The sequence below is a fragment of the Clostridioides sp. ZZV14-6154 genome, assembly GCF_020657785.1.
Lineage (GTDB): Bacteria > Bacillota > Clostridia > Peptostreptococcales > Peptostreptococcaceae > Clostridioides.
The window spans coordinates 888,592-911,505 of sequence record NZ_JAGWCY010000001.1 but is presented as its reverse complement, the minus strand read 5'-3'; the positions used below and the strand labels follow the sequence as shown (position 1 = coordinate 911,505).

Here is a 22,914-nt window from a genome sequence, read left to right as displayed (position 1 = left end):
TTATCATGAGGTATATTATCAGTAGTAAAAAGAATGAAATATTTAAGCTTTATTTTTATAGATATACATTTTATAATTGAAATAAAAACGGGCTATATTCAAATAATTTTATTTGAATATAGCCCATTTCAAAATGTTAAGCTATTTCTTTAATTTGTTTAAATGAATTTTCATTTCCATTTCCACCGATTTGTGTTACTGATTTAAATCTCATAGTTTTAAATAGTTCTTTTTGACTATAGTCTAGTAAATTTCCTACTAGTATTACAGGCGATTTAGTTTTTCCAGCTAAAACCCCAACAGATAAACCGTCTATTAAATCATCTTGTTTATTGATTCCATTTTTAGCAACATATAGATTGCTTATAGTAGAATCTTTGTAAAACTCTTTTATTACTTTTGCATTTGTTTCATTTCTAGTGCTACCTGATATTCTTTGTGGATTTTTAAGTTTACTTTCTATATTTTTAGAAACTGTGTATTCTCCACCAATTATATAAGACTTATCTATTTTTTTATCTTTGAATAAATTATTTATTTCAGTTATATTACTATTTTCATTAGTAAGTATTATAGGCATATCATTTTGAGCTGATGCTGCACCAATACTTACTGCATCTGCTAATCCTTTTTCACCATTAACTACTGATATTTTTGATACATTACTAATTCCTTTTAATTCTTTAGCAAGATTCAGAGAAGTCTCATATCTATCATTTCCTGAAATTCTAGATACAGAGATATTGTCTGACTTTATAGTATCTAAAGATTTTTCGTTTACAGAAGCTTCACCACCAATTACATATACATTTTTAACTTTTAATCTCTTTAATTCAGCTAAAGTCTTTTCATTTATTTGAGAGCTTCCAGTCAACAAGATAGGAGCATCTTTTTTATATGCGAATGGTGTTGCAGCCAAAGCATCTGCAATTGCAGAGTCATTTATTAAAACGGCGTTTTCAGCATTTTCCCAACCTGCTTGGCTTATTTTGATAGAAGTTTCATATCTATCAGTTCCTGTTAGTGCATTTGCATTTACTTCATCTTGGTATGTAACTTCAAATCTAGCATTTGGACTTCCTAAGAAAACTATTACTCCTCCTTTTGGCAATCTAACTCTATTATTCTTTGTTACTAAAGAGTAGTTTACAGGAGTTCCTTTATCATCATAAACTGCAAAAGATGAATTTTGAGGAAGATTAACTTCTATTTTTTTGTTTGCTATATCATCACCAATTTTGTACCATTTTGCATAGCCATTTGAATCTAGTTGATATGTGGAAGATTTTTCTGATGATAAACTAGTTAGGGAATCTTCACTTACATATGTTTGTGTTGCGAATTTTAAGTATTCTGTACCATTTTCTTTATACAGTTTAATATCACTCAAGTCACGACCCATTACACCAGGGATTTCTATAAAAGCATTTGAATTATTCTCATCTACTATTTTAGTATTAGCTAAAAAACCTGGAGTTTTATCAGAAATACCAAGAATTGCTTTAACAGAACCAAACATATAGTGTTGAGAAGTATATTTTTCATCTACTAGATAGTAACCTTTTTCACCTCTTTTTTCCCATGCTTCTTTGACACTATTTGATATATTATTGCTATCTACCTTTTGAGCTACATAGTATAAACTTGCTGTCTGACCTAATCCAGGAACATCATCATAAGAGCTCATATTTAAATATGTGATATTATTTTTTTCTTTTACAAATTTTAGGCAACTATTACCTTTTTCAGATACAAATCTATCTTGACCTATGTATACATATTTATCTTCAGGTCCATTTTCTATGTAAGGAGAAGATACTGTTAGAGTACCATTATCATTAACATCAACTTTTAGCATATTTGAAGAAGCATAAAGTCCACTATTTTCTTTTAAATAACTTGGCATTTTGACTTGTTGTGGCTTACTAAATGTTTTATCAGGTTTTATTTCCTTAATTTTACCTTTCTCTTTTAATGCAGATAGTAAAATTTCTTGCCCAATTACTTCGTTAAGTTGACTACTTCCACCAGAAGAAACAACTGCAACTGCCATATTTTCATCTGGAAGCACTGTAAGATTACTATGGAATAATAAGGAATCCCCACCTTTTGTAAGTGCTTTTAGATTATATTGATTAAATGGATAAGTGTTGACACAATCCCATCCTAAACCATATCCAAGTATAGAGTCTTCTCCTTCAGGCCATAGACCATTTAAATATTCTTTATTTTCCATAGCTTTTACTGAAGTAGGAGAAAGAATCCCATTTGATTTTTTCATAAATGTTTGTGCAAATGTACATAAGTTTTCTGCACTTGAATATAAACCACCCATACCTATAGTATTAAAGTTATCTTGTGGAACTGCATCTTCCCAATAAGGTACATAGGCTTTTGCAAGTCTTGAACTGTCAAAACTATTTTCTGGAGTTTTTGTATTTTGTAAGTTAAGCGGATTATTTATGTATTTATCAAGAAAATTAGTAAATGACATACCAGATACTCTTTCTACTAAAATTTCAGCTAAAGTAAATCCATCATTACAATAAACAGAAAAAGCTCCTGGCTTAGCTTTTAATCTTTGTTTCTTTAATTCTTCTAAGAAACTATCATGGCCATAAGAATCATTGTCTCCTAATAAAAGGGCATTTTTTAAACTACTTCCCATTAACCCTGATGAGTGATTTAATAACATTCTTGGAGTGATTTCTTTGTATCTATCATCAGCCATTTTAAATTCAGGTATATAATTTACTACAGGAGTGTCTAAATTTAATTTTCCCTCTTCAACCAACTTCATAACAGCTGTTGTAGTAAATACTTTACTGATAGATGCAATATTGTACATATTATCCTTAGTTAAATTTTTATTATCTTGTTTGCTGTATACTCCACCATTTCCAGAAATCTCAATTTTACCATTATCAATTAAAGCATATTGAGCACTTACAGCGCCGTATTTAGATAATAAAGTTTGAATTTTTTCTTTAGCAAGAGCTCTAGTTTTTGTGTAAGACTCCGAACCTTTACTATAATCATTTAACTCTATATCAGAGCTTTGATACTTATTGGAACTATTTTGTGTATCATTATCAGCAAAAGTAATATTTGGAGTAGCTGTAAATAGCATACTAAGTACTAATGTGCTAGATAATAACTTACATAATCTTTGCTTAAACATATTAAATTACCTCTTTTCCCTTTTAATAATTATAATTAGCATAACATTCTTAATTGTTTTAATCAACAGATTATTGTTTGAGAAAAGTGTATTTATGATAAGTATACATTTTATATATATGAGAAAAATAAAAATATAATATTTTGTTATCTGATAAAAAATAAAGGGTATAAGTAATATATAAATAAAATGGAGGAATCTTAAATTATGTACAAGACTATAAATAAAAATCAACTTGAGGAAATGATGAAAAATGAAAAAGATATTTTATTGTTAGATGTAAGAACTAAAGATGAATTTAATGAAAGTAAAATAGAAAATGCGATAAACATATCTTTACAAGAGTTAATTAATAGTATAGATGAAATTTATGACTATAAGGATAAAAAGGTAATAGTTTATTGTAGAAGTGGCCATAGAAGTGTTACTGCATGTAATTTGTTAGCTGAAGAAGGTTTTAAGAATTTGTATAACTTAAAATCTGGAATAACTGATTATATGAATTAAATGCTTAGGTTGTGTTAGGTGAAGTAATTTAATATTAAATTTCTATGATATGCTTTTATAAATTATAAAGAAAATAAAGCTAGAATATCTGTAAAAGTGATATTTATTTTTTAGAGGGAGAGAACTACAAAGGATTAATGTAACTGCAAGTTCATCTAAAGATATACAGAGTGATATAAAAAGTGTCAATCTGTATATCTTTAGAATAGAAGTGAAAGATAGAATGTAATGCTAAATTATGTTTGTAAAATATATGTATCTCTGATTGTTGAGCAGATATATATTTAAACATTCATAAGATGAGTTAGGAAAGAACGAATTCTTTCTATCTTTTCATCATTAGAAATGTCATTACGTAGTAATATACCTTGTTGACCATATACACAAAAGTATGCTGTTGTATCGGAATCAGGAATATTAATTTCTCCTCGAGAATTAGCTAGTTCAATTTGTTTTTTTACAATTGGCACAAGCTTCTCGCAGACTCTCAAAGATAACTGGTCGTGAATTTTTTTGTTTTGTTCTCCATGACATACTTTGTAATAAAGATTATCATCAGTTTCTATATCAATAAATGTTGGTGCTTCTTCAATTATTTGTTTCAATGTTTTATTTTTATTGTTTAGTGTAGGTAGCATTTTATCTACTAAAGTTTGTGCATACTGGTCTATAGCACTATCAAATAAGATTTCTTTTGATGGAAAATAACGATAACACAAACCTTGTGCAACATTCATATATTTTGCAATATCAGTAATAGAAGTTTTTTCATATCCATTTTCATAAAATAACTTCATTGCAGTATCTAAAATTTCTTGTCTACGCTCATTAGGTTCTTTAGTAATACGTGGCATATAGCATCCTCCTTCTGATTTCAAGTACATAATAGCATATGGCATTTTGAAAGTCAATGAATGAATATCAGTCATTTATAAGTAATTATGAGGGATAGCTTATTAACTAGAAACTAGAAAAAGGTAGTAACTGAGAAGCTACTACCTTTAATATAAACTTAAACTATAGATTATTTTTATAGGATTTTTAAAGATATAATAAAGTGTCTAATGTCCAGTTAAATTACTATCACCAAATTTTTTGTTAAATGGTTTTATAACTCTATTTATAGGACCTTTTAGAAGTACATTTAAGCAGATGAACAAAATCATAAATAATAGTAATACTAATATATCTTTAATTAAATTTGGAGGATATATACCACCAACAGCTTCCCTTGTGGCACCTATTGCGTAAGTAAATGGCATTATAGGATTTATTCTTTGGAAGAATGTAGGTGTAACTTGTATAGGGAATGTACCACCAGAAGAGCCAATTTGTACGACTAGTAGTACTATTGCAATTGCCTTTCCTATATTTCCAAATACAGACACCAAAGAGTAAACTATAAAATTAAACACCATACTAGTAAACATGAGTAGAATTATTAGTAAAATTGGATGCTCTGCTGTTACTCCTAATAATAATATATCTCCAGTTCCAATTATAAATCCTTGAACGAGAGCTATACTTAAAAAAGTAAGTCCTCTTCCAAAATAAATCTCATAAGGCTTATAGTTTCCATGTACAGATGTAGATAATAATGCTGAAAGCAGTAATATACCTACCCATGTAGAAAGAACACTATAAAATGGTGTCATTGCAGAACCATAGTTGGCAATTGGATATAATTTTTCTGTCTTTACTTCAACAGGTTCCTTTAAAAAGTTTGATTTTGTCAATATATCACTTTCAAGTAAGTTAACTAGCTTTTTCATATCCTCACCATTGCTAATTTTACTTAAAGTATCAACTAAGTCATCTAACATTCCTTTTGCCAAAGGAAGTTTTTCTCTTATTAATGATATACTTTCTTGTGCATTTCCTGAAAGACTTAAAGAAGTAGTAAGAATCTCTTCAACCTTTGGAAGTTTTGCTTCTGCTTTATCTAAAACAGTAATTATATCATTTGCTACATTTATGCTTTTTTCAAATATACTGTTTATAGGTTTTGATATTTTTGAGTCAAAATTATTTAAAATATTTAAATTAATTCTTCCTATACCATTTGATAAGCTTAAAACGTTATTTAAGGCACTTATAGATGGCTGTTGCCCAGATATAACTTTATCTTTAATATCATTTAATGTTGATATAGAAGAATCTATTTTATTGCTGGAATCTTCAAGGCTATTTATTACATCATCCAGTCTATTGTTTGATGTAAGCTGATTCAATTTAGTTAAAAAATCTTCTAAAGTATCATTTAAAGATTGTAAGTTAGAAAGTTTTTCTGATAAATTGTCTATCAATTTAGGTACATCTTCACTTCCACTGTTCACTGCATCAATTAAATTTAATGTAAGAGAAGATGCAGAGGATGAAAGGTCAACCATTAAATTTAAATCAGACTTTATAAGAGGAGAAAGTTCATCTACATTGTTATTTGTATCCTCTAAGAATTTTTTTACATCACTTGATAATAATTTTGTATCGTTTAAAGTCTTTTTAATTGTAGGTAAATCAGCTTTAATATCTTTAACTGTACCTGATAGCTTTGAAGTAGCATCAGCAGCTAAATCGACAGTCTTATTTATATGGTCAAATCTTTTTTGAAGGTCGATAAGAGAACTTTCAACCTTTGTTAGTTTTGGAAGCCCATGTTCAATTCCTGCACCAACTCCATTTGATACCCCAAGAACTATTTCACTCACTGTCTTTATTATTGTTTGATTAACTTGTAACTGTATTGCAGAAGCTCCTTTGTCAGTAATCTTTGGTGCAACTGCATTTATCTTTTCATTTACTGTATAGATAAGCTCACCCTTTTTAACATCATCTGTAATTAGGGAAGTTAAATCTTTTGTGAAATTTTTTGGAATCTTAAGTGATGCATAATAAGTACCTTTTTTAACACCTTCAAGAGCCGTTTTCTCATCTACAAACTGCCAACCTAAACTTTTATTATCTTTAAGTTGTTCAATTAACTGGTCTCCGATATTAATTTTCTGTCCTGCTATCTCATTACCTTTATCTTCATTTGTTACTGCTACAAGCATATTAGCAGTACTCCCATATGGGTCCCAAGATGCTTTTATATTAAACCAAGCATATAAAGATGGTAAAAAAGCAAGTCCTACAACTATTATAAGTACTGCATAATTTCCACGTATATCTTTTAGGTCGCTTTTAAAAATTTCTAATATATTTTTTAAACCCTTTGAAGGTCTTAAATTTTTCATATTATTCCAGTTTAAAACTTCTTTTAAAGCATTTGTTTTTTTCAAATGTCTCACCTCCTGAATATTTTAATAGATAAAAAAGTTAGATTTATAATCAATTTTAAATTATATTACTTTTTACACAAATAGTAAAGTTAAAGTTTTGTCTTAATTTTAATACATATATATTATATATAATAGTATGCTATAAATATATAAAAATATGGGAAATAAAAACAAATAATTTATAAAATATATAGTATAAAAATTAAGAATAAATCAAATATTTATAATTGATATAATCAATTAAATTATTGATTGTGATATACTTTTAATAGTGAGAAAATGCTATGAAGGGATGATTGAATGAGGTATTTTAAAAAATATATAAAAAAATATATAGTCTTGTTTTTAACAGCAATATTTTTCTTAACATTGGAAGCTTTTTGTGATTTGGCACAACCAACTATAATGGCTAAAATAATTGATATAGGGGTTTCAAATAAGGACTTAGACTACATATTATCAACAGGAGCTTTAATGATAGGTATAACTTTTTTAGGAGCAGTATTTTCAATAATAAGGAGTATAATCTCAGCAAGAGTTTCTCAGTGTTTTTCTTATGATTTAAGACAGGATGTATTTGAAAAGATAAATACATATTCGTTGAAGCAAGTAGATAAGTTTGGTAGAGCCTCACTAATAACAAGAATTACTAATGATATTAATCAGATACAATTATTTGTTCATGGAATGATGAGAGTTTTTATAAAATCACCAATTATGTGTATAGGAAGTTTAATTATAGCAATAAAATTAAATTTAAAAATGTCAATAATTATTTTAATTGCAGTTTCAATTATATTTATTATAATATTGTTTAATATGAAGATTGGATATAAGTTATTTAAAAAAGTACAAGAAAGTACAGATAAAATAAACTCAAAATTGAGACAGTTTTTAGGTGGAATAAAGGTAGTTAAATTATTTTGTAGGTATGATTATGAGAATAAACGTTTTGAAGAATTAAATAATGAACTTTTTCAAAATAGTAGAAAAGCTACAACAATGATGTCATTTTTTAGACCAACAATTACAATAATTATTAATATTGCTATAATAATAATATTGCTGATTGGGAGATATTTAATTTATTCTGGAGAAATTAAAATTGGAATTATAGTTGCCTATGTAAACTACATGACTAGAATATTAACATCACTTATAATGATTTCACATGTTTTTAATGTTTTTGTGAGAGCAAAAGCTTCTTATGAAAGAATAAGTGAAGTCTTGCTTGATGAGAATGAAGAAGTGATTATCAAAAATACTGATTTAGATGGTAAAGAAAGAGAATTAGAATTTATAAATGGTGATATAATTTTTGAAAATGTAGACTTTTCGTATAATAAAAATATAGATGAGAAGATATTAAAAGACATATCTTTTAAAATAAAAGAAGGGCAAAATATTGGCGTGATTGGCCAAACTGGTTCAGGAAAGACTTCTTTAATCAATTTAATCCAAAAATTATATATGGTTGATAAAGGAGATATTAAGATAGGAGAGCATAGCATATATAGTATATCTAAAGAAAGTTTAAGAGAAAAAATAGGTGTAGTTTTTCAAAATAGCAGTGTGTTTGGAAAGAGTATATCAGAAAATATAATTATGGGAAATAAAGATATAAGTGAGGAAGATGTTGTAAAAGCATGCGAAATAGCAAATGCAAATCAATTTATAACAAAGCTTGAAGATTCTTATGATGAAGTTTTGTTTCAAAGGGGTAAAAACCTATCAGGAGGACAAAGACAAAGAGTTACAATAGCTAGAGCTATAGCAAAAAAACCACAAATATTAATTCTTGACGATTGTTTTAGTGCGATGGACATCAATACAGAAACAGTTATAAGGAAAAATATAAAATATTATATAAATAATTTAAGAGAAAATGAAAACAAGAAATGTACTATTATAACTATTTCACAAAAAATTAGTTCTATAATTGACTGTGATAAGATTTTAGTTTTAGATGAGGGAGAGGTGGTTGGATTTGCTGCACATGAAGATTTACTGGTTAGTTCTCCAACTTATAAAAAGATTTTTGAGTTGCAAAATCTAGTAAATGAAGATGTAAATTAAGGAGGAAGTGTATTGAATTTGAGTACTGGAAATCAAAAGGTGAGTAGACTAAAGAAAAAAGCAAAGCCTAAAGATTTTAAAAAAACATTTAAAAGAGTTTTTATGTACTTTAAAAAAGATAAAAAAATTACTAGATTGATTTTTTTACTAGTAATAATTGATTCAATTATATCAACTATAATACCATATACTCTTGGAAAAGTAGTTGACATAATAAATATTGATATATATTCAAAGTCTGTTTTCTTAAAAGGAATACTTATTTTACTTTTATTTTATATAATTGAATTTTTAGTTAAGCTGTCCAAGGGGGTATTTACAGCTAGATTATCTCAAAGTATAGTTAGAGATATGAGAAGTAATTTATTTCTAAAATTTAGGAATTTACCAATAACTTTCTTTGATAAGAGTCCCACTGGAGATATTATGAGTAGAGTAACAAATGATGTTGATAATATTAGTACAGGTATTTCAACTTCATTAGTACAATTAATTACAGGAATTTTAAACATATTGCTAACTTTCATTATGATGTTTATATTAAGTCCTATTTTAACTTTTTGCAGTATTGTATTAATACCAGTAGTAATGCTTCTGAGTAATTTTATTGCAAAGAGGACTAGAGTTTTTTTTAAGCAACAACAAGTGGAGCTAGGAAAGCTAAATTCTCATATTGAGGAAATGATATCAAATATAAATGTAGTAAAAGCTTTTAATTATGAGAAAAAATCTGTAAGTGACTTCAAAGAAGTCAATGATAGGCTTTTGAGTATTTCACTTAAATCACAGATTTATACATCTCTTTTAATGCCTATTATGAACGTAATTAGTAACATAGGGTTTGCAATTATATGTATTATAGGTGGAGTACTTGCGTCTAAAGACGTTATAACTATAGGAGTTATAGCAAGTTTTTTAAGTTATGTAAGACAATTTACAAGACCTTTAAATGAATTAGCTAACTTATTTAATACACTGCTTTCAGCTGTAGCAGGATGTGAAAGAGTCTTTGAAATTATGGATGAGCAAGAAGAAGCACAAATAAATAGTAGCACTAAAAGTGATATTTACAACAATAAAAATAGTAATTTAAAAAAATCTTTTATAAATGGAGATATTGAATTTAAAGATGTAAGTTTTTCTTATGACTCAAAAAAGAATATTTTAAGTGATATAAACTTAAAAATCAAGGCTGGAACATCAAATGCCATAATAGGAGAAACTGGTAGTGGAAAAACGACAATTATAAATCTGATTACAAATTTCTATCAAGTAGAAAAAGGGAAGATATTTTTAGATGGGAATGATATATATTCAGTTGATAGGAATTGTTTAAGAAATTATTTTGGAGTAGTTCCACAAGAAAGTTATATATTTAATGACACTGTTATGGAAAATATAAGATATGGAAATCTAACAGCAACTGATGAACAGGTTATATCTGCTAGTAAAATAGCAAATTTACACAAGTTTATAATTAAGATGCGTGAAGGATATGAGACTGTTTTATCGGATAGGGGTGAGGATTTAAGTGAGGGGCAAAAACAACTAATTAGTATTGCTAGGGCGGTATTAAAAAATGCACCAATACTTATTTTAGATGAAGCTACAAGTAATATAGATATAGCAACTGAAGCTAAGATTCAAGATGCAATAAATAATATAACTTATGGAAAGACTAGTATAATTATAGCTCATAGACTAAGTACTATATCAAATTGTGACAATATAATAGTTTTAGAAAATGGGCGAATTGTAGAGTCTGGAAACCATAAAGAACTAATAAAACTAAAAGGTCATTATCACAGAAATATACTGTTAACAAATCGAAATTAAAAATTAATAAAAAAATTTAAAAAAAATTGTTTAAAGGTATATGACGCGGGTATATATAGACTAACTTAGAAAATAAAAAATTTAATTTGATATATAAAATATTAGGAGGAAATTAATTATGAAAAAATTTGTTTGTACAGTATGTGGATATATACATGAAGGGGATGCTGCACCAGCACAATGTCCAGTATGTAAAGTTGGAGCTGACAAGTTTGAAGAAATGAAAGGCGAAAAGAATTGGGCTGATGAGCACAGAATAGGAGTAGCTCAAGGTGTAGATGAAGAAGTAATCGAAGGATTAAGAGCTAATTTTGTTGGAGAGTGTACAGAAGTAGGAATGTATTTAGCAATGAGTAGACAAGCTGATAGAGAAGGATATCCAGAAGTTGGAGAAGCTTATAAGAGAATAGCTTTTGAAGAAGCAGAACATGCTGCTAAATTTGCAGAACTTCTTGGAGAAGTTGTAGTTGCAGATACAAAAGAAAACTTAAGAGTTAGAGTTGATGCTGAATATGGTGCAACTGATGGAAAATTAAAATTAGCTAAAAAAGCTAAAGAATTAGGATTAGATGCTATACATGATACAGTACATGAAATGTGTAAAGATGAAGCTAGACATGGTAAAGCATTCTTAGGATTATTAAATAGATATTTTGGAAAATAAATTTATAAAAAATTATATATAGATTTTTGATTATCTTTTTAATCTTCTTATATGTCCGAATAGCCTTATTTTATAAGCTATTCGGGCATTTTACTTTATATCAATACTCATGTTTATAGGTTTATCTTCTTATATTTTTCCCATCAAACGTGGTAAATATCGTGGTAAATACTTTTATGCAATCAGACGCTTAACCTCTGTCTTGGCACTGTCAATAGACGAATGAGCGCACCAGTTTGTTGTGATACCGATACTCGAATGTCCCATGAAATACTGTAAATCTTTCGGGTTCATGTTCCGTTGTGCCAGTTTCGCACAGAATGTATGGCGTAATGTATGCGGTGTGATATGTGGTAAGGCTGTATCATGTTGCTTGTTGTATTTCTTCACAATATGGTTAAATAACCCATTGTAATCAATCGCAACCTTTGGATTACCATTCTGATTGACAAATAGGAAATTTCCCCATCCGTCTATTACTATTGGCTCTGTCTTAGAGCGATTCTTAGTATCTATCCAGCACCCATTTCAACCATTATTCATTCTCATAAGTTTAATAATCAACAAATAGAGCTTAAAATGATTGTATATTTCAATCTATTGTGATTATTTATATTTACGAATACATAAGAATCATTACATGCTTATCTGTCAATGAATTTTTCTTGATTTTGCACAAATAATTAAGTACGATAGGCTTATAAATAACAAGTAACGAAACAATGTGGAGGGTTATGCCATGAAATACAAACTTTTGGGAGAGAATATCCAGATAATCAGAAAGCACAGAAAAATGAAACAGCAGGAATTTGCAGATGCTATCAGTATCAATATGTAGAGCCGTTCCAAGATTGAAAGAGGATTGAATTTTCCTACCTTTGAAACGCTGGAAAATATGGCCATGATGAATTTTTCCAAAGTCATGAGGAGTGGCAGTTTTATATGAAAGTCAAGCTATCGGAATATATCAACAATTATATGAGCGATATAAAAACATCTATTGATGAATTATTGGAGATAAAGAAGTTAATTCAGCGTCAAAAAATGGACAGGCTGATGAAATGCTATAAGGTATGGCATAGTATTGACCGTTATGATGAACTGTTAAAGGGTTATCAAGAGGAATAAAGGGAAAGTATGTTGTACAGTTCTTTTACAATGGATTATAGTTTGAGCTTATTACTGCATAAGGATAGCAACTAGAATAATATGGGATAAATAATAAAAGGCTTGTATAGCATAAAGTGTTATGCAAGTCTTTTATTTATTGACAACTGTACTATTTCGTATTATACTGTACTTGCATAAGTAATACAGTATAATACGAAAGGAGGAAAATAGTGGAAATATTTATCAATAATCATGCTAGTGTTCCTATTTATGAACAAATTTCTTCACAGATAAAAGCACTGATTATCAATGGAGAATTGAAAGCTGGAGAAGCTTTGCCATCCATAAGAGGGCTGGCTAAATCTCTGCATATAAGTGTTTTGACAGTACAAAAGTCTTATGATGTACTTCAAACAGACGGTTTTATAGAAACAACGGCTGGAAAGGGGTGCTTTGTTTCTGCTCAAAATCAAGATTTTTATTTAGAAGAACAACAGAAAAAAATAGAAAGCCATTTTTCAGAAGCCATTGAAATAGCTAAAGTAAGTGGAATTAAACTTAATAAATTACAATTGCTATTAACATTATTGTACGAGGAGGAATGATACTATGGAAAAAATTGCATTAGAGCTTAAAGGAATAACGAAACAATACAAGGATTTTAAACTGGATAACATTTCTTTTAAAGTACCACAAGGAAGTATCGTAGGTCTGATTGGCGAAAATGGTGCTGGAAAAAGCACTACAATCAATGCTATTCTAGGATTGACTGTTACCGAACAAGGAGAAGTATCTGTATTTAACGGAAAAAGTGTAAATGCCGAAACAAAAGAACATATAGGTGTTGTTTTTGACGGAAGTAATTATCCAGACAGTTTAACTCCTAAAAAGTTAGGAAAGGTATTTCAAAACATTTACAAAGAATGGGATAGCCAAAAATATTTAGAACTACTTAATAAATTTGAACTTCCAGTTAATAAAAAACTTAAAGAGTATTCTAAAGGAATGAAAATGAAGTATTCTATTTCGGTAGCATTATCTCATAATTCAAAATTGCTAATTCTTGATGAGGCTACAAGTGGTCTTGACCCAATAATAAGAGATGATATTTTAGAAATGTTTTTAGATTTTATTCAAGATGAAGAACACTCAATATTGGTTTCATCTCATATTACCAGTGATTTAGAAAAAATTGCAGATTATATTGTATTCATACATAAAGGAAAAGTATTATTTTCAAAACCAAAAGACGAGTTATTAGAAAAATATGGAATTATAAAATGTAATTCAAAGCAATTTAATGAAATAGATAAAGCTGATATTATTGCATATAGAAAACAAGATTATGAATGGCAAATATTGATTTCTAATAGGCAGCAGACAGAAAGAAAATATCCGAAAATTATGATTGTACCAGCGAGTATAGATGAAATTATGCTTATGTATGTAAAGGGGGATAAATAGTATGAAAGGTTTGCTTTTAAAAGATTATTACATTATCAAGTCATCAATTATTACACTACTGATTACTTTTGCTGTTATTGGGTTTGGAGTATCTTTTTTTGCAACTCCACAAGTTTTGATTGTTATAGCAACAACTGTACTAGGTATGAGTGTAGCAACGATAATTAATATTGACAAAAAATGTGGTTGGTTAAAAACAGCTGTAACATTTCCAACACCTAAAAGAACAATTATAAGCAGTAAATATCTTATGTATGTGCTACTATGTTTGCTTGGCATAGTGTTTGGAATAATTTTCAGTACAATGGTATCTTTTGTTATAAATGATATGAATTTTAGCTTTTTGCCATTGTTTACATGCTTGAGTATAGTTATGACATTCTTTTCTGGCGGAATTATGCTTCCATGCTTTTATTTACTTGATGAAGAAAAAAGTGTGGTTGGTGCAATAATAGCATATCCACTTGCAGCAGGATTTGTATTCGGCATGAGTAAATTGATTGATAACGGTACTTTGTCAATAGCAATAAGTATTCTAGTTTCGATTATTATATTTATAATTTCATGGTGTCTGGTTTGCAAACATGTATCAACTAAAGATATTTGATATAATGGCAATGATGAAGTTAGGGAGATATAACTGCTATGAAAGTTTTAAAAAAAGAGATATGAAACAATCTTAAAAGGTGAATAAACACGAGGTTATCTTCTTTTGAGCATATCGTCAGATTACAGTTTAATGCTTTAATGATTATTATTATCCATCTTATGAGTTGATATGTAAGGCATCTGACGGAGATGAAAAAGCAATCAAGGAAATTTTGAAATTCTATAACACTTATATATCCAAATTATGCCTACGTCCGTGTTACAATGAGAGTGGTTCGGTCAATATGCAAGTTGATGAAGAACTAAAAGGATAAATTCATACACAGATGATAAAAGCTATTTTTATGTTTGAAATCAAAGTAAAATAGTCTAGTTGTATGAATGAAGAAAGGGAAATGTACAGCTTTTGTGCTATCTTCCTTGTCTCTTTATCGTCATGTCAAGGCTCATTCAATCGTGGTAAAATGAGTGCTTTTTTTAGGGTATTAGGAATTTCCCTTAGGTCAATTAAAGCTAATAGGAAGTATTCAAATATAAAAATATGGAATTAAAGAGTAAATTAGATTCTAAAACAGTAAATTGACATACATATAGGAATACATTAAACTAAGTATAAAAATATTGACTGTTTAATAAAGGTGGTGGATAAACTGATTAAGTATACACATAAAAGTAAGATAGCTATTGTAGTGCTACATGAAATTTATGGAATTAATAACTTTATAAAGGATATTTGTCAAAAATACTATCAAGATGGATATGATGTATTCTGTCCTGAACTTTTGGGTAGTGGGAAAGTTTTTTCTTATTTAAAAGCCCAAGATGCATATAATTTTTTTATAACTAATATAGGATTTAATATTTATGAAAAAGTAGAAAAACTTATAAATGATTTAAAATTAAAATATAAGCATGTATTCGTTATTGGGTATAGTGTAGGTGCAACAATTGCATGGAGATGCAGTGAAAATTCATTGTGTGATGGAATAATTTGCTGTTATGGTTCTCGAATTAGAGATTATATAGATGTAATTCCAAAATGTCCTGTTTTATTGGTATTTGCAAAATACGATTCATTTGATGTTGATTTTGTTGCCTCTCAACTTGTTAAAAAACAAAACATTCAAATTGAAATTGCAGAGGCAAATCATGGTTTTATTGATACATATTCAAAAAATTATTCTAATACTCATGCACAAACATTTAATCTTCAACAAATGGAGTTTCTATCTAAACATTCAAGTTAATAGAGACTATAATTACTTATAAGAGAATTTAAAAATTTTTTGTTTGTAACACACTCATGCATAGAAGAAAAGAGTATGTCAAAATATATTTGTCTATTGATATTTTAAAATTAGATAGAGCATTTTTTACAGAAAAAGATGAAAGTAATAATAAAAAAATGTTTCTAAAGAAGAATTAAATATATAAATAAATATAGAATAGATGAAAAATAAAGGTGCTTTTAGATAGTCAAAGATACTATCTAAAAGCATCTTTATTTTATAGAAATTATGCTAAAATGAATAATATTTATATGAGGAAGAAGCTTAATTGAGAAAAAAAATCAAAAGAATACAATAATCACTTGCAAAACTTATACTATTGTGATAGACTTAAATCAAAATTAAGAATTGTAAAAAGAAGGAAAAAAATAGGTAATCATTTTAATGAGTCACAACTTAAAAATAAGATACTAGAATTTAAATAGAATGAAAAGTCTACACATAAATTTAAATTAGTATAAGGAGGAGGAAAATCATATGCCATTAGTATTATCAAATATAGGAGAAGAAGTAGTTATAAAGAAGATTTCAGGAAGTGATAAGACAAGAACCTTTTTAAATAGCATAGGATTTGTAGTAGGAACAAATGTTAAAATAATTTCTAAGATAGATGGCAATTTGATAATAGATGTAAAGGATACTAGAATTGCATTAGATAAAAAAATGGCAAGTAGGATAATAATATAGGGAGGTAGTAACATGAACAAGCTAAAGGATATTAAGTGTGGGGAAACTGTAAAAGTTAAAAAATTAGAAGGAGAAGGAGCTACACGAAGACGTATAATGGATATGGGGATTACAAGGGGTGTTGATGTGTTTGTGAGAAAAGTAGCTCCTCTTGGAGACCCAATTGAAATAACAGTTAGAGATTATGAACTGTCAATTCGTAAATCAGATGCAGAAAAAATTATTGTGGAATAATAAACTTAATTATAGTAGGGTTAATGCAATTATATAGTGAGAATGATTTTCTGTATCAAAAATAATTATGTATCTAAATATTAATGGAGGGAATGGAAATGTCAATAAAAATAGGTCTCATAGGAAATCCTAATTGTGGCAAGACAACAATGTTTAATGGACTTACAGGTTCATCGCAATATGTTGGTAACTGGCCAGGAGTAACAGTTGAAAAAAAAGGTGGAAAATTAAAAGGAAATAAAGATGTAGAAATAGTAGATTTACCAGGGATTTATTCTCTATCACCATATACATTAGAGGAAGTTGTTACACGTAATTTTATGCTTGATGATAAACCAGATGCAGTAATAAATATTGTAGATGCATCAAATATAGAGAGAAATTTATATTTAACAACTCAGGTTTTGGAATTAGGTATACCTACTGTTATAGCTCTTAACATGATGGATGTTGTTAAGAAAAATGGAGATAAGATAAATATTAAAAAATTATCAGAGGTTATAGGTTGCCCTGTAGTAGAAGTAACAGCTGTTAAAGGGCAAGGAATTATGGAAGCTGCTCAAAAAGCAATTGAAATTGCAAGTTGTAACAATAAATTAGATTTTAAGTTACCTTTTGTTGATGAAAGCAAAGGAGCAATAGAAAAAATCGAAAAGATAATAGAGGAAAAAACTCCATATATAGATATGGAAACACGTTGGTTAGCGATCAAGTTATTTGAAAGAGATGAAAATGTTATACAAAAGCTTGATATTTCTAAAGGAATATTAAATGATATAGAAGAAATAACTAGAAGCTGTGAAGATGAATTGGATGATGATAGTGAAAGTATAATCACAGCAAATCGTTATGAATTTATCAGTTCAATAATTTCAAGCATAATAAAGAAAAATAGAAAAGGTAAAGAAACTGTCTCAGATAAAATAGATAAGATTGTAACAAACCGTATATTAGCACTACCTATTTTTGCACTTATAATGTGGGGAGTTTACTACATAGCGGTAAGTTCATTGGGTGCTATAGCAACTGATTGGACAAATGATGTATTGTTTGGAGAAATTATTCAAGGTAATGTAAGTAATTTCCTAGCTTCCGTAAATGTAGCTGATTGGTTACAAGGTCTTGTAGTTGATGGCTTAATTGGTGGAGTTGGAGCTGTATTAGGATTTGTGCCACAAATCATGCTTTTATTTTTACTATTATCAATACTTGAAGATTGTGGATACATGTCACGTGTGGCTTTTATAATGGATAGAATCTTCCGTAAGTTTGGTCTTTCAGGAAAGTCATTTATACCAATGCTTATAAGTTCAGGTTGTGGAGTTCCAGGTGTTATGTCAACTCGTACTATAGAAAATGATAGAGACAGAAAAATGACTATCATGTTGACTACATTTATTCCATGTGGAGCTAAAATTCCAATAATAGCTTTATTTGCAGGAGCACTGTTTGGAGGGGCTTCATGGGTAGCACCATCAATGTATTTCTTAGGAATTGTAATGATAATTGTTTGTGGAATTATATTAAAAAGAACTTCTTTATTTGTTGGAGAACCATCTCCATTTGTTATGGAACTACCTCAATATCATGTTCCTAGTGCAAAAGGTGTTTTAATTCATATGTGGGATAGAGGAAAAGCATTTATAATCAAAGCAGGTACAATTATATTTGTTGCTTGTGGAGTAATATGGTTCTTACAATCATTTAACTGGTCACTACAAATGGTAGATGCAGGAGATAGTATATTGGCTAGTCTAGGAAATATAGTTGCACCAATATTTGTGCCTCTTGGATTTGGAAACTGGCAATCATCAGTAGCAACAGTTACAGGTCTAGTAGCAAAAGAAAATGTAGTTGGAACATTTGGTGTTTTGTTTGGTATATCAGATGCAACAGAACAAGACCCAACACTTCTTGGTTCAGTTGCAAGTATGTTTACAGTAGTTAGTGCATTTTCATTTATGGCATTTAACATGCTTTGTGCACCTTGTTTTGCAGCTATTGGTGCTATAAAAAGAGAAATGGGTTCATGGAAATGGACATGGATTACATTAGGATTCCAAACTTTAACAGCTTATATAGTTGCTCTTCTTATCAATCAAGTTGGAAGTGTACTTTTAGGAACTGGTGGAAGTATTGCTGGGGCAATAATATCTATAGTTATAGCAATAGCTGTAGTATTTGGAGTTTTAACTTATTCAAATCGAACAATAAAAAAAGATAAAATTGGTAATTTGAGCTATATGAAAAATTAGTTCATATAAATAAGGAGTGATGATTATGGCTACATTTGTTATAGCAGCTATTGTGGTAATATTAATGGCATTGGCTGTGATGCATATGGTTAATAACAAAAAAAAGAATGGCAGTAGTTGTGGATGTGGTTGTTCTGGATGCTCAAGTAGTAAGAGTTGCCATGATACTAAAAGATAGATAAAATAAGAGTCTGATAAAAAGTTTAAATTACTTTATTATCAGGCTTTTATTTTTTATATAAATAATAAATTTCATATTTGAAGTCAATTAGACTATATTATATTTTTACTGTATAATTATAGACAAATATATGATTAGGAGGGATTATTGCTAAATACAGCAATATAAATGTTTATTATGTTTAAATTTGATGTGACAAACGAACTTATGTGTATAGCAAGAGGAAGTGGTAAATTTTTTGCTAAAAAAGGTGCTATGGTAGCATTTAAAGGAAATTTTAACTTTGAAAAATTAATATTAGGCCCAAACAATGGCGGTGGTTTAGGTAGAGCATTACTAGGACATGTTCAAAGGTCATTGACAGGAGAACAAATGCCAATAATGGTTGTTGAAGGTGAAGGTGAAATTTACCTAGCACAAAATGCTTATCATGTAGATGTAATATCAATTGACCCAGGTGACTCGATTTGTGTTGAGAGCGAAAACTTATTAGCATTTTCAGAACAACTAGATTATAGTGTAAAATTAATTGGTTCAGGAGTAATATCTCAAAAAGGACTTTTTACTACACATTTAATAAATAAAACAAGCCAAAATCAAGATATTGCCATAATAACAGATGGTAACCCTCTGATACTTGAAGGGCCTTGTTGTGTTGACCCAGATGCGTTAGTAGCATGGACTGGAAGGGAACCATATCCTAAAGTAGCAAAACTATCATGGAAAACTTTTGTTGGTCAGACTTCAGGGGAATCTTATCATATGGAGTTTGTTGAACCTGGCCAAATAGTTATTATACAACCATCGGAGAGATTGTCTAGTCTGAATACAGATGCAACACCTTCTGACAGAATGAGGTCAGGTGGAGTAAGAATTGGCATAGATTAATTTTTATAGTGCATTTTAATTGTGATTTAAAATATATTTAAAGAATAAAAATGGTAGCAGGGGTAGGTATATTAAAAAGGAGTTTTAGATGCTGGAGAGAATTCATAAAAAGTTTAAAGGATATTACATTTTCTTACTAATCTTAATTTTATGGAAAATTGTATGTGTTTTAGGTATATGGAGTAGCTATATTTTGCCTCCACCTGAAAGAGTTTTCGAAACTTTTATAAAAATGATAAATGATGGTTCTATTTTTTTAAATGTTTATGCTAGTGTTAAGAGGATATTTATAGGTTTTTTAATAAGTTCATTGATAGCAATACCACTTGGAATCGTATTTGGTGTAAATAAAAAAATGTATGAGTATTTCAAGCCACTATTTGAATTTATGAGAAGTACACCTCCACTAGCTTTAATACCTATGCTGATTTTATGGTTTGGTATAGGTGAAGAGTCTAAAATTATAATTATAGTTTTAGCATCGTTTTTCCCAATATTTTTAAATACGCTAAAAGGGATAAAAAATTGTGACAGTAAATTAATCGAAGTAGGAAAGTCTTTTAATTTATCTAAGAAAAGAATTTTTTGCAAAATAATAATTCCTAATTCTATGTTAGATATTATTGTTGGACTTAGTCTAGGTCTTGGGTATAGCTTTAGAGCTATAATTGGTGCAGAACTTATTGCGGCTTCTTCTGGTTTAGGATACTTGATTTCTGATGGTAAGGATATGTCAAGAACTGATATTGTACTGGTTGGAATTTTTGTTATTGGTTTTTTAGGTATACTTTCAGATTATCTATTTTCAATGGCAATAGCAAAATTTAGCAAAGGGAAGCAGGTTGATTTAAATGGTTAGAAATGGATTTTTATTAGAGAATATACATAAAAAGTATTTAGTTGATAATAAAGAACATTTAGTGCTTGATGATATATCATTGAGTATATCTAGCGAAGAAATAACGGTTATATTAGGGGAAAGTGGCTGTGGGAAGACAACTTTGCTTAGAATTTTAGCAGGTCTTGAAAGTGCTACTAGTGGAAATGTATATTTTTTTTATAATGATAAAAAGTGTATCCCAAAAGTAGGGGTTGTTTTTCAAGAAAGTAGACTAATGCCATGGCTAAATGTAAGTGAAAATATACTTTTACATACTGAAAAAAATAATAGAAATAAGGTTGATTTAGATAGGTATTTAAAGATGATGAAACTTGAAAAGTTTAAAAACTCATATCCAAATGAGCTCTCAGGAGGAATGGCTCATAGAGTAAGTATTGCAAGAGCTCTTTCTTTTAACCCAGATATTCTATTGATGGATGAACCATTTGCTGCATTAGATTATTTTACAAGAAGAAAAATGCAAAAAGAAGTAGTAAATATCCATAAAAATACTAAAAAAGGGGTAGTATTTGTAACTCATAATATCGAAGAAGCTATGGAAATAGCAAAGAAAATAATTGTTTTTAGTAAAAATAAAGGGATTAAACAATTTAGTGTCGAAGATGAATATAATAGAGATTTAACTAAAAGCTATTATATAAGCTTAAAAAAAGAAATATTAAGGGAATTGGGGGAGTTTTAAGTGATTAAAAGAAACAAAAAAATTTTAGCAGTAATGACATCTTTAGTAATGGTATTGGTTGGTACTGTGGGATGTTCAACAAAAGAAGAGGGTAATAAAGATGTTCCTACAAAAAAAGAGACTAGTTTACCTAAGGAAATAAATTTAACCTATGTAAAGTCTCCACTTAATGTTCCAAGTATACTGGAAAAGAAGGATGATTCATTTGGTAAGGAATTTAAAAAGGATAATATAAAAGTTAATTTTCATGAACTAACAACAGGCCCAGAACAAACTCAGGCACTAGCTGCTGGAGAATTAGACTTTTTGCATGCATTAGGTGGAACATCTGCTATAATAGCTGCTTCTAATGGAGTTGGGCTTAAAATTACAAATATCTATAGCAGATCACCAAAAGGATATATGCTTATAACTAACAATGAAAATATCAAATCTATAAAAGATTTAAAAGGTAAGAAAATTGTAGGGCCAAAAGGGACTATACTTCATCAATTATTGATTGCTGCACTTGCTAAGGAAGGTTATACTATAGATGATGTTGAATATGTAAACATGGATATTCCTAGCGCTGCCTCTGCATTAGAAAGTAAAAGTGCTGATGTTGCAATGCTTGCAGGTCCAGTAGCTCTAAAAACAATAAATGCAGGTAGCAAAATGATAGTAAATGGAGAAGGTTTAGTTAGTGGAATAATAGTTACTGCAGTAAGTGATGATTTTTCTCAAAAATATCCTGAATTAGTAAAAAGATTTATGAAAGTTCATGAAGAAACTTTAAAATATATGGATGAAAATAAAGATAAGGTAATGGAAGATGTATCAAAAGAAGTTGGTTTAACTTTAGATGAAACAAAGGAAATGTATTCTTGGTATGATTTTAGTTCTAAGATAACAGATAAGGATATAAAAGAGTTAGAGGATACACAAGAATTCTTGATGTCTAATGGAATGCAAGAAAAGAAAATAAATATTAAAGATATGTTATATAATCAAAATTAGTATATTAAAATAGAAAATACATCCTTAAGTTATTGTGGTAATAACATGATAAAAAAGGATGTATTTTTATTTT

General features: G+C 28.8%; 21 protein-coding genes and 1 pseudogene. 18 read left to right on the top strand and 4 right to left on the bottom strand.

The window, feature by feature from the left end; genetic code table 11:
* Window positions 1-136 precede the first annotated feature (136 nt).
* Window positions 137-3,181 (bottom strand): serine hydrolase, encoded by a 3,045-nt coding sequence (locus KGF45_RS04520; protein ID WP_227841920.1) that lies wholly within the window; start codon window positions 3,179-3,181, stop codon window positions 137-139.
* Window positions 3,182-3,388: 207 nt separating this feature from the next.
* Here KGF45_RS04520 and KGF45_RS04515 point away from each other — a divergent pair, with 207 nt between their 5' ends.
* A complete protein-coding gene (locus KGF45_RS04515) occupies window positions 3,389-3,688 on the top strand; it encodes a rhodanese-like domain-containing protein (RefSeq protein WP_227827333.1) in 300 nt (99 codons plus the stop codon).
* 284 nt (window positions 3,689-3,972) lie between these two features.
* Here the strand turns inward: KGF45_RS04515 and KGF45_RS04510 are convergent, their stop codons facing one another.
* Both KGF45_RS04510 and KGF45_RS04505 read right to left on the bottom strand, forming a co-directional pair.
* A complete protein-coding gene (locus KGF45_RS04510) occupies window positions 3,973-4,542 on the bottom strand; it encodes a TetR/AcrR family transcriptional regulator (protein WP_227841919.1) in 570 nt (189 codons plus the stop codon).
* Window positions 4,543-4,749: 207 nt separating this feature from the next.
* Window positions 4,750-6,978: a YhgE/Pip domain-containing protein gene (locus tag KGF45_RS04505; protein WP_227841917.1), complete on the bottom strand. Its 2,229-nt coding sequence runs from the start codon at window positions 6,976-6,978 to the stop codon at window positions 4,750-4,752.
* A gap of 291 nt (window positions 6,979-7,269) precedes the next feature.
* Here KGF45_RS04505 and KGF45_RS04500 point away from each other — a divergent pair, with 291 nt between their 5' ends.
* The 3 genes from KGF45_RS04500 to KGF45_RS04490 all read left to right on the top strand — a co-directional run bounded on the left by KGF45_RS04500 (window position 7,270) and on the right by KGF45_RS04490 (window position 11,545).
* A complete protein-coding gene (locus KGF45_RS04500) occupies window positions 7,270-9,045 on the top strand; it encodes an ABC transporter ATP-binding protein (protein ID WP_227841916.1) in 1,776 nt (591 codons plus the stop codon).
* Window positions 9,046-9,057: 12 nt separating this feature from the next.
* Window positions 9,058-10,881, top strand: coding sequence for an ABC transporter ATP-binding protein (locus KGF45_RS04495; RefSeq protein WP_227841915.1), 1,824 nt, complete (start codon window positions 9,058-9,060; stop codon window positions 10,879-10,881).
* A gap of 118 nt (window positions 10,882-10,999) precedes the next feature.
* Entirely contained in the window at window positions 11,000-11,545 is a 546-nt protein-coding gene (locus tag KGF45_RS04490) for an NADH peroxidase (protein WP_107594844.1), read from the top strand.
* Window positions 11,546-11,719: 174 nt separating this feature from the next.
* Here the strand turns inward: KGF45_RS04490 and KGF45_RS04485 are convergent.
* A pseudogene (locus KGF45_RS04485) lies at window positions 11,720-12,052 on the bottom strand (tyrosine-type recombinase/integrase); the annotation flags it as partial.
* 435 nt (window positions 12,053-12,487) lie between these two features.
* On the opposite strand from KGF45_RS04485, the gene KGF45_RS04480 reads away from it, so the two are divergent.
* From KGF45_RS04480 to KGF45_RS04415, 14 genes are all read left to right on the top strand, one after another.
* Window positions 12,488-12,673, top strand: coding sequence for a hypothetical protein (locus tag KGF45_RS04480; RefSeq protein ID WP_227841914.1), 186 nt, complete (start codon window positions 12,488-12,490; stop codon window positions 12,671-12,673).
* A 212-nt stretch (window positions 12,674-12,885) separates the two neighbouring features.
* On the top strand, window positions 12,886-13,260 hold the full coding sequence (locus tag KGF45_RS04475; protein ID WP_227841244.1) for a GntR family transcriptional regulator: 375 nt from the start codon (window positions 12,886-12,888) through the stop codon (window positions 13,258-13,260).
* A gap of 4 nt (window positions 13,261-13,264) precedes the next feature.
* Window positions 13,265-14,119, top strand: coding sequence for an ABC transporter ATP-binding protein (locus tag KGF45_RS04470; RefSeq protein ID WP_227841913.1), 855 nt, complete (start codon window positions 13,265-13,267; stop codon window positions 14,117-14,119).
* 1 nt (window position 14,120) lies between these two features.
* Window positions 14,121-14,726: an ABC-2 transporter permease gene (locus KGF45_RS04465; RefSeq protein WP_227841912.1), complete on the top strand. Its 606-nt coding sequence runs from the start codon at window positions 14,121-14,123 to the stop codon at window positions 14,724-14,726.
* 166 nt (window positions 14,727-14,892) lie between these two features.
* Window positions 14,893-15,042, top strand: coding sequence for a helix-turn-helix domain-containing protein (locus tag KGF45_RS04460; RefSeq protein ID WP_227841911.1), 150 nt, complete (start codon window positions 14,893-14,895; stop codon window positions 15,040-15,042).
* A 324-nt stretch (window positions 15,043-15,366) separates the two neighbouring features.
* The gene (locus KGF45_RS04455; protein WP_227841910.1) at window positions 15,367-15,975 is read left to right on the top strand and encodes a dienelactone hydrolase family protein; all 609 of its coding nucleotides are present in this window, start codon (window positions 15,367-15,369) and stop codon (window positions 15,973-15,975) included.
* 519 nt (window positions 15,976-16,494) lie between these two features.
* Entirely contained in the window at window positions 16,495-16,704 is a 210-nt protein-coding gene (locus KGF45_RS04450) for a FeoA family protein (RefSeq protein WP_227432843.1), read from the top strand.
* 12 nt (window positions 16,705-16,716) lie between these two features.
* Complete coding sequence (locus tag KGF45_RS04445) at window positions 16,717-16,938, top strand: FeoA family protein (RefSeq protein ID WP_227432844.1); 222 nt, start codon at window positions 16,717-16,719, stop codon at window positions 16,936-16,938.
* Between the two features lie 98 nt (window positions 16,939-17,036).
* The gene (gene feoB, locus KGF45_RS04440; protein WP_227841909.1) at window positions 17,037-19,193 is read left to right on the top strand and encodes a ferrous iron transport protein B; all 2,157 of its coding nucleotides are present in this window, start codon (window positions 17,037-17,039) and stop codon (window positions 19,191-19,193) included.
* A gap of 25 nt (window positions 19,194-19,218) precedes the next feature.
* Window positions 19,219-19,371, top strand: coding sequence for a FeoB-associated Cys-rich membrane protein (locus KGF45_RS04435; RefSeq protein WP_227827346.1), 153 nt, complete (start codon window positions 19,219-19,221; stop codon window positions 19,369-19,371).
* Between the two features lie 180 nt (window positions 19,372-19,551).
* Window positions 19,552-20,262, top strand: a complete 711-nt coding sequence (locus KGF45_RS04430) for an AIM24 family protein (RefSeq protein WP_227827347.1) — start codon at window positions 19,552-19,554, stop codon at window positions 20,260-20,262.
* A gap of 88 nt (window positions 20,263-20,350) precedes the next feature.
* On the top strand, window positions 20,351-21,121 hold the full coding sequence (locus tag KGF45_RS04425) for an ABC transporter permease (RefSeq protein ID WP_227827348.1): 771 nt from the start codon (window positions 20,351-20,353) through the stop codon (window positions 21,119-21,121).
* Complete coding sequence (locus KGF45_RS04420) at window positions 21,114-21,845, top strand: ABC transporter ATP-binding protein (RefSeq protein WP_227827349.1); 732 nt, start codon at window positions 21,114-21,116, stop codon at window positions 21,843-21,845. The genes KGF45_RS04425 and KGF45_RS04420 overlap by 8 nt, the downstream gene beginning before the upstream one ends.
* Before the next feature lie 33 nt (window positions 21,846-21,878).
* Window positions 21,879-22,841 (top strand): NrtA/SsuA/CpmA family ABC transporter substrate-binding protein, encoded by a 963-nt coding sequence (locus KGF45_RS04415; protein WP_255611362.1) that lies wholly within the window; start codon window positions 21,879-21,881, stop codon window positions 22,839-22,841.
* Window positions 22,842-22,914: the final 73 nt, after the last annotated feature.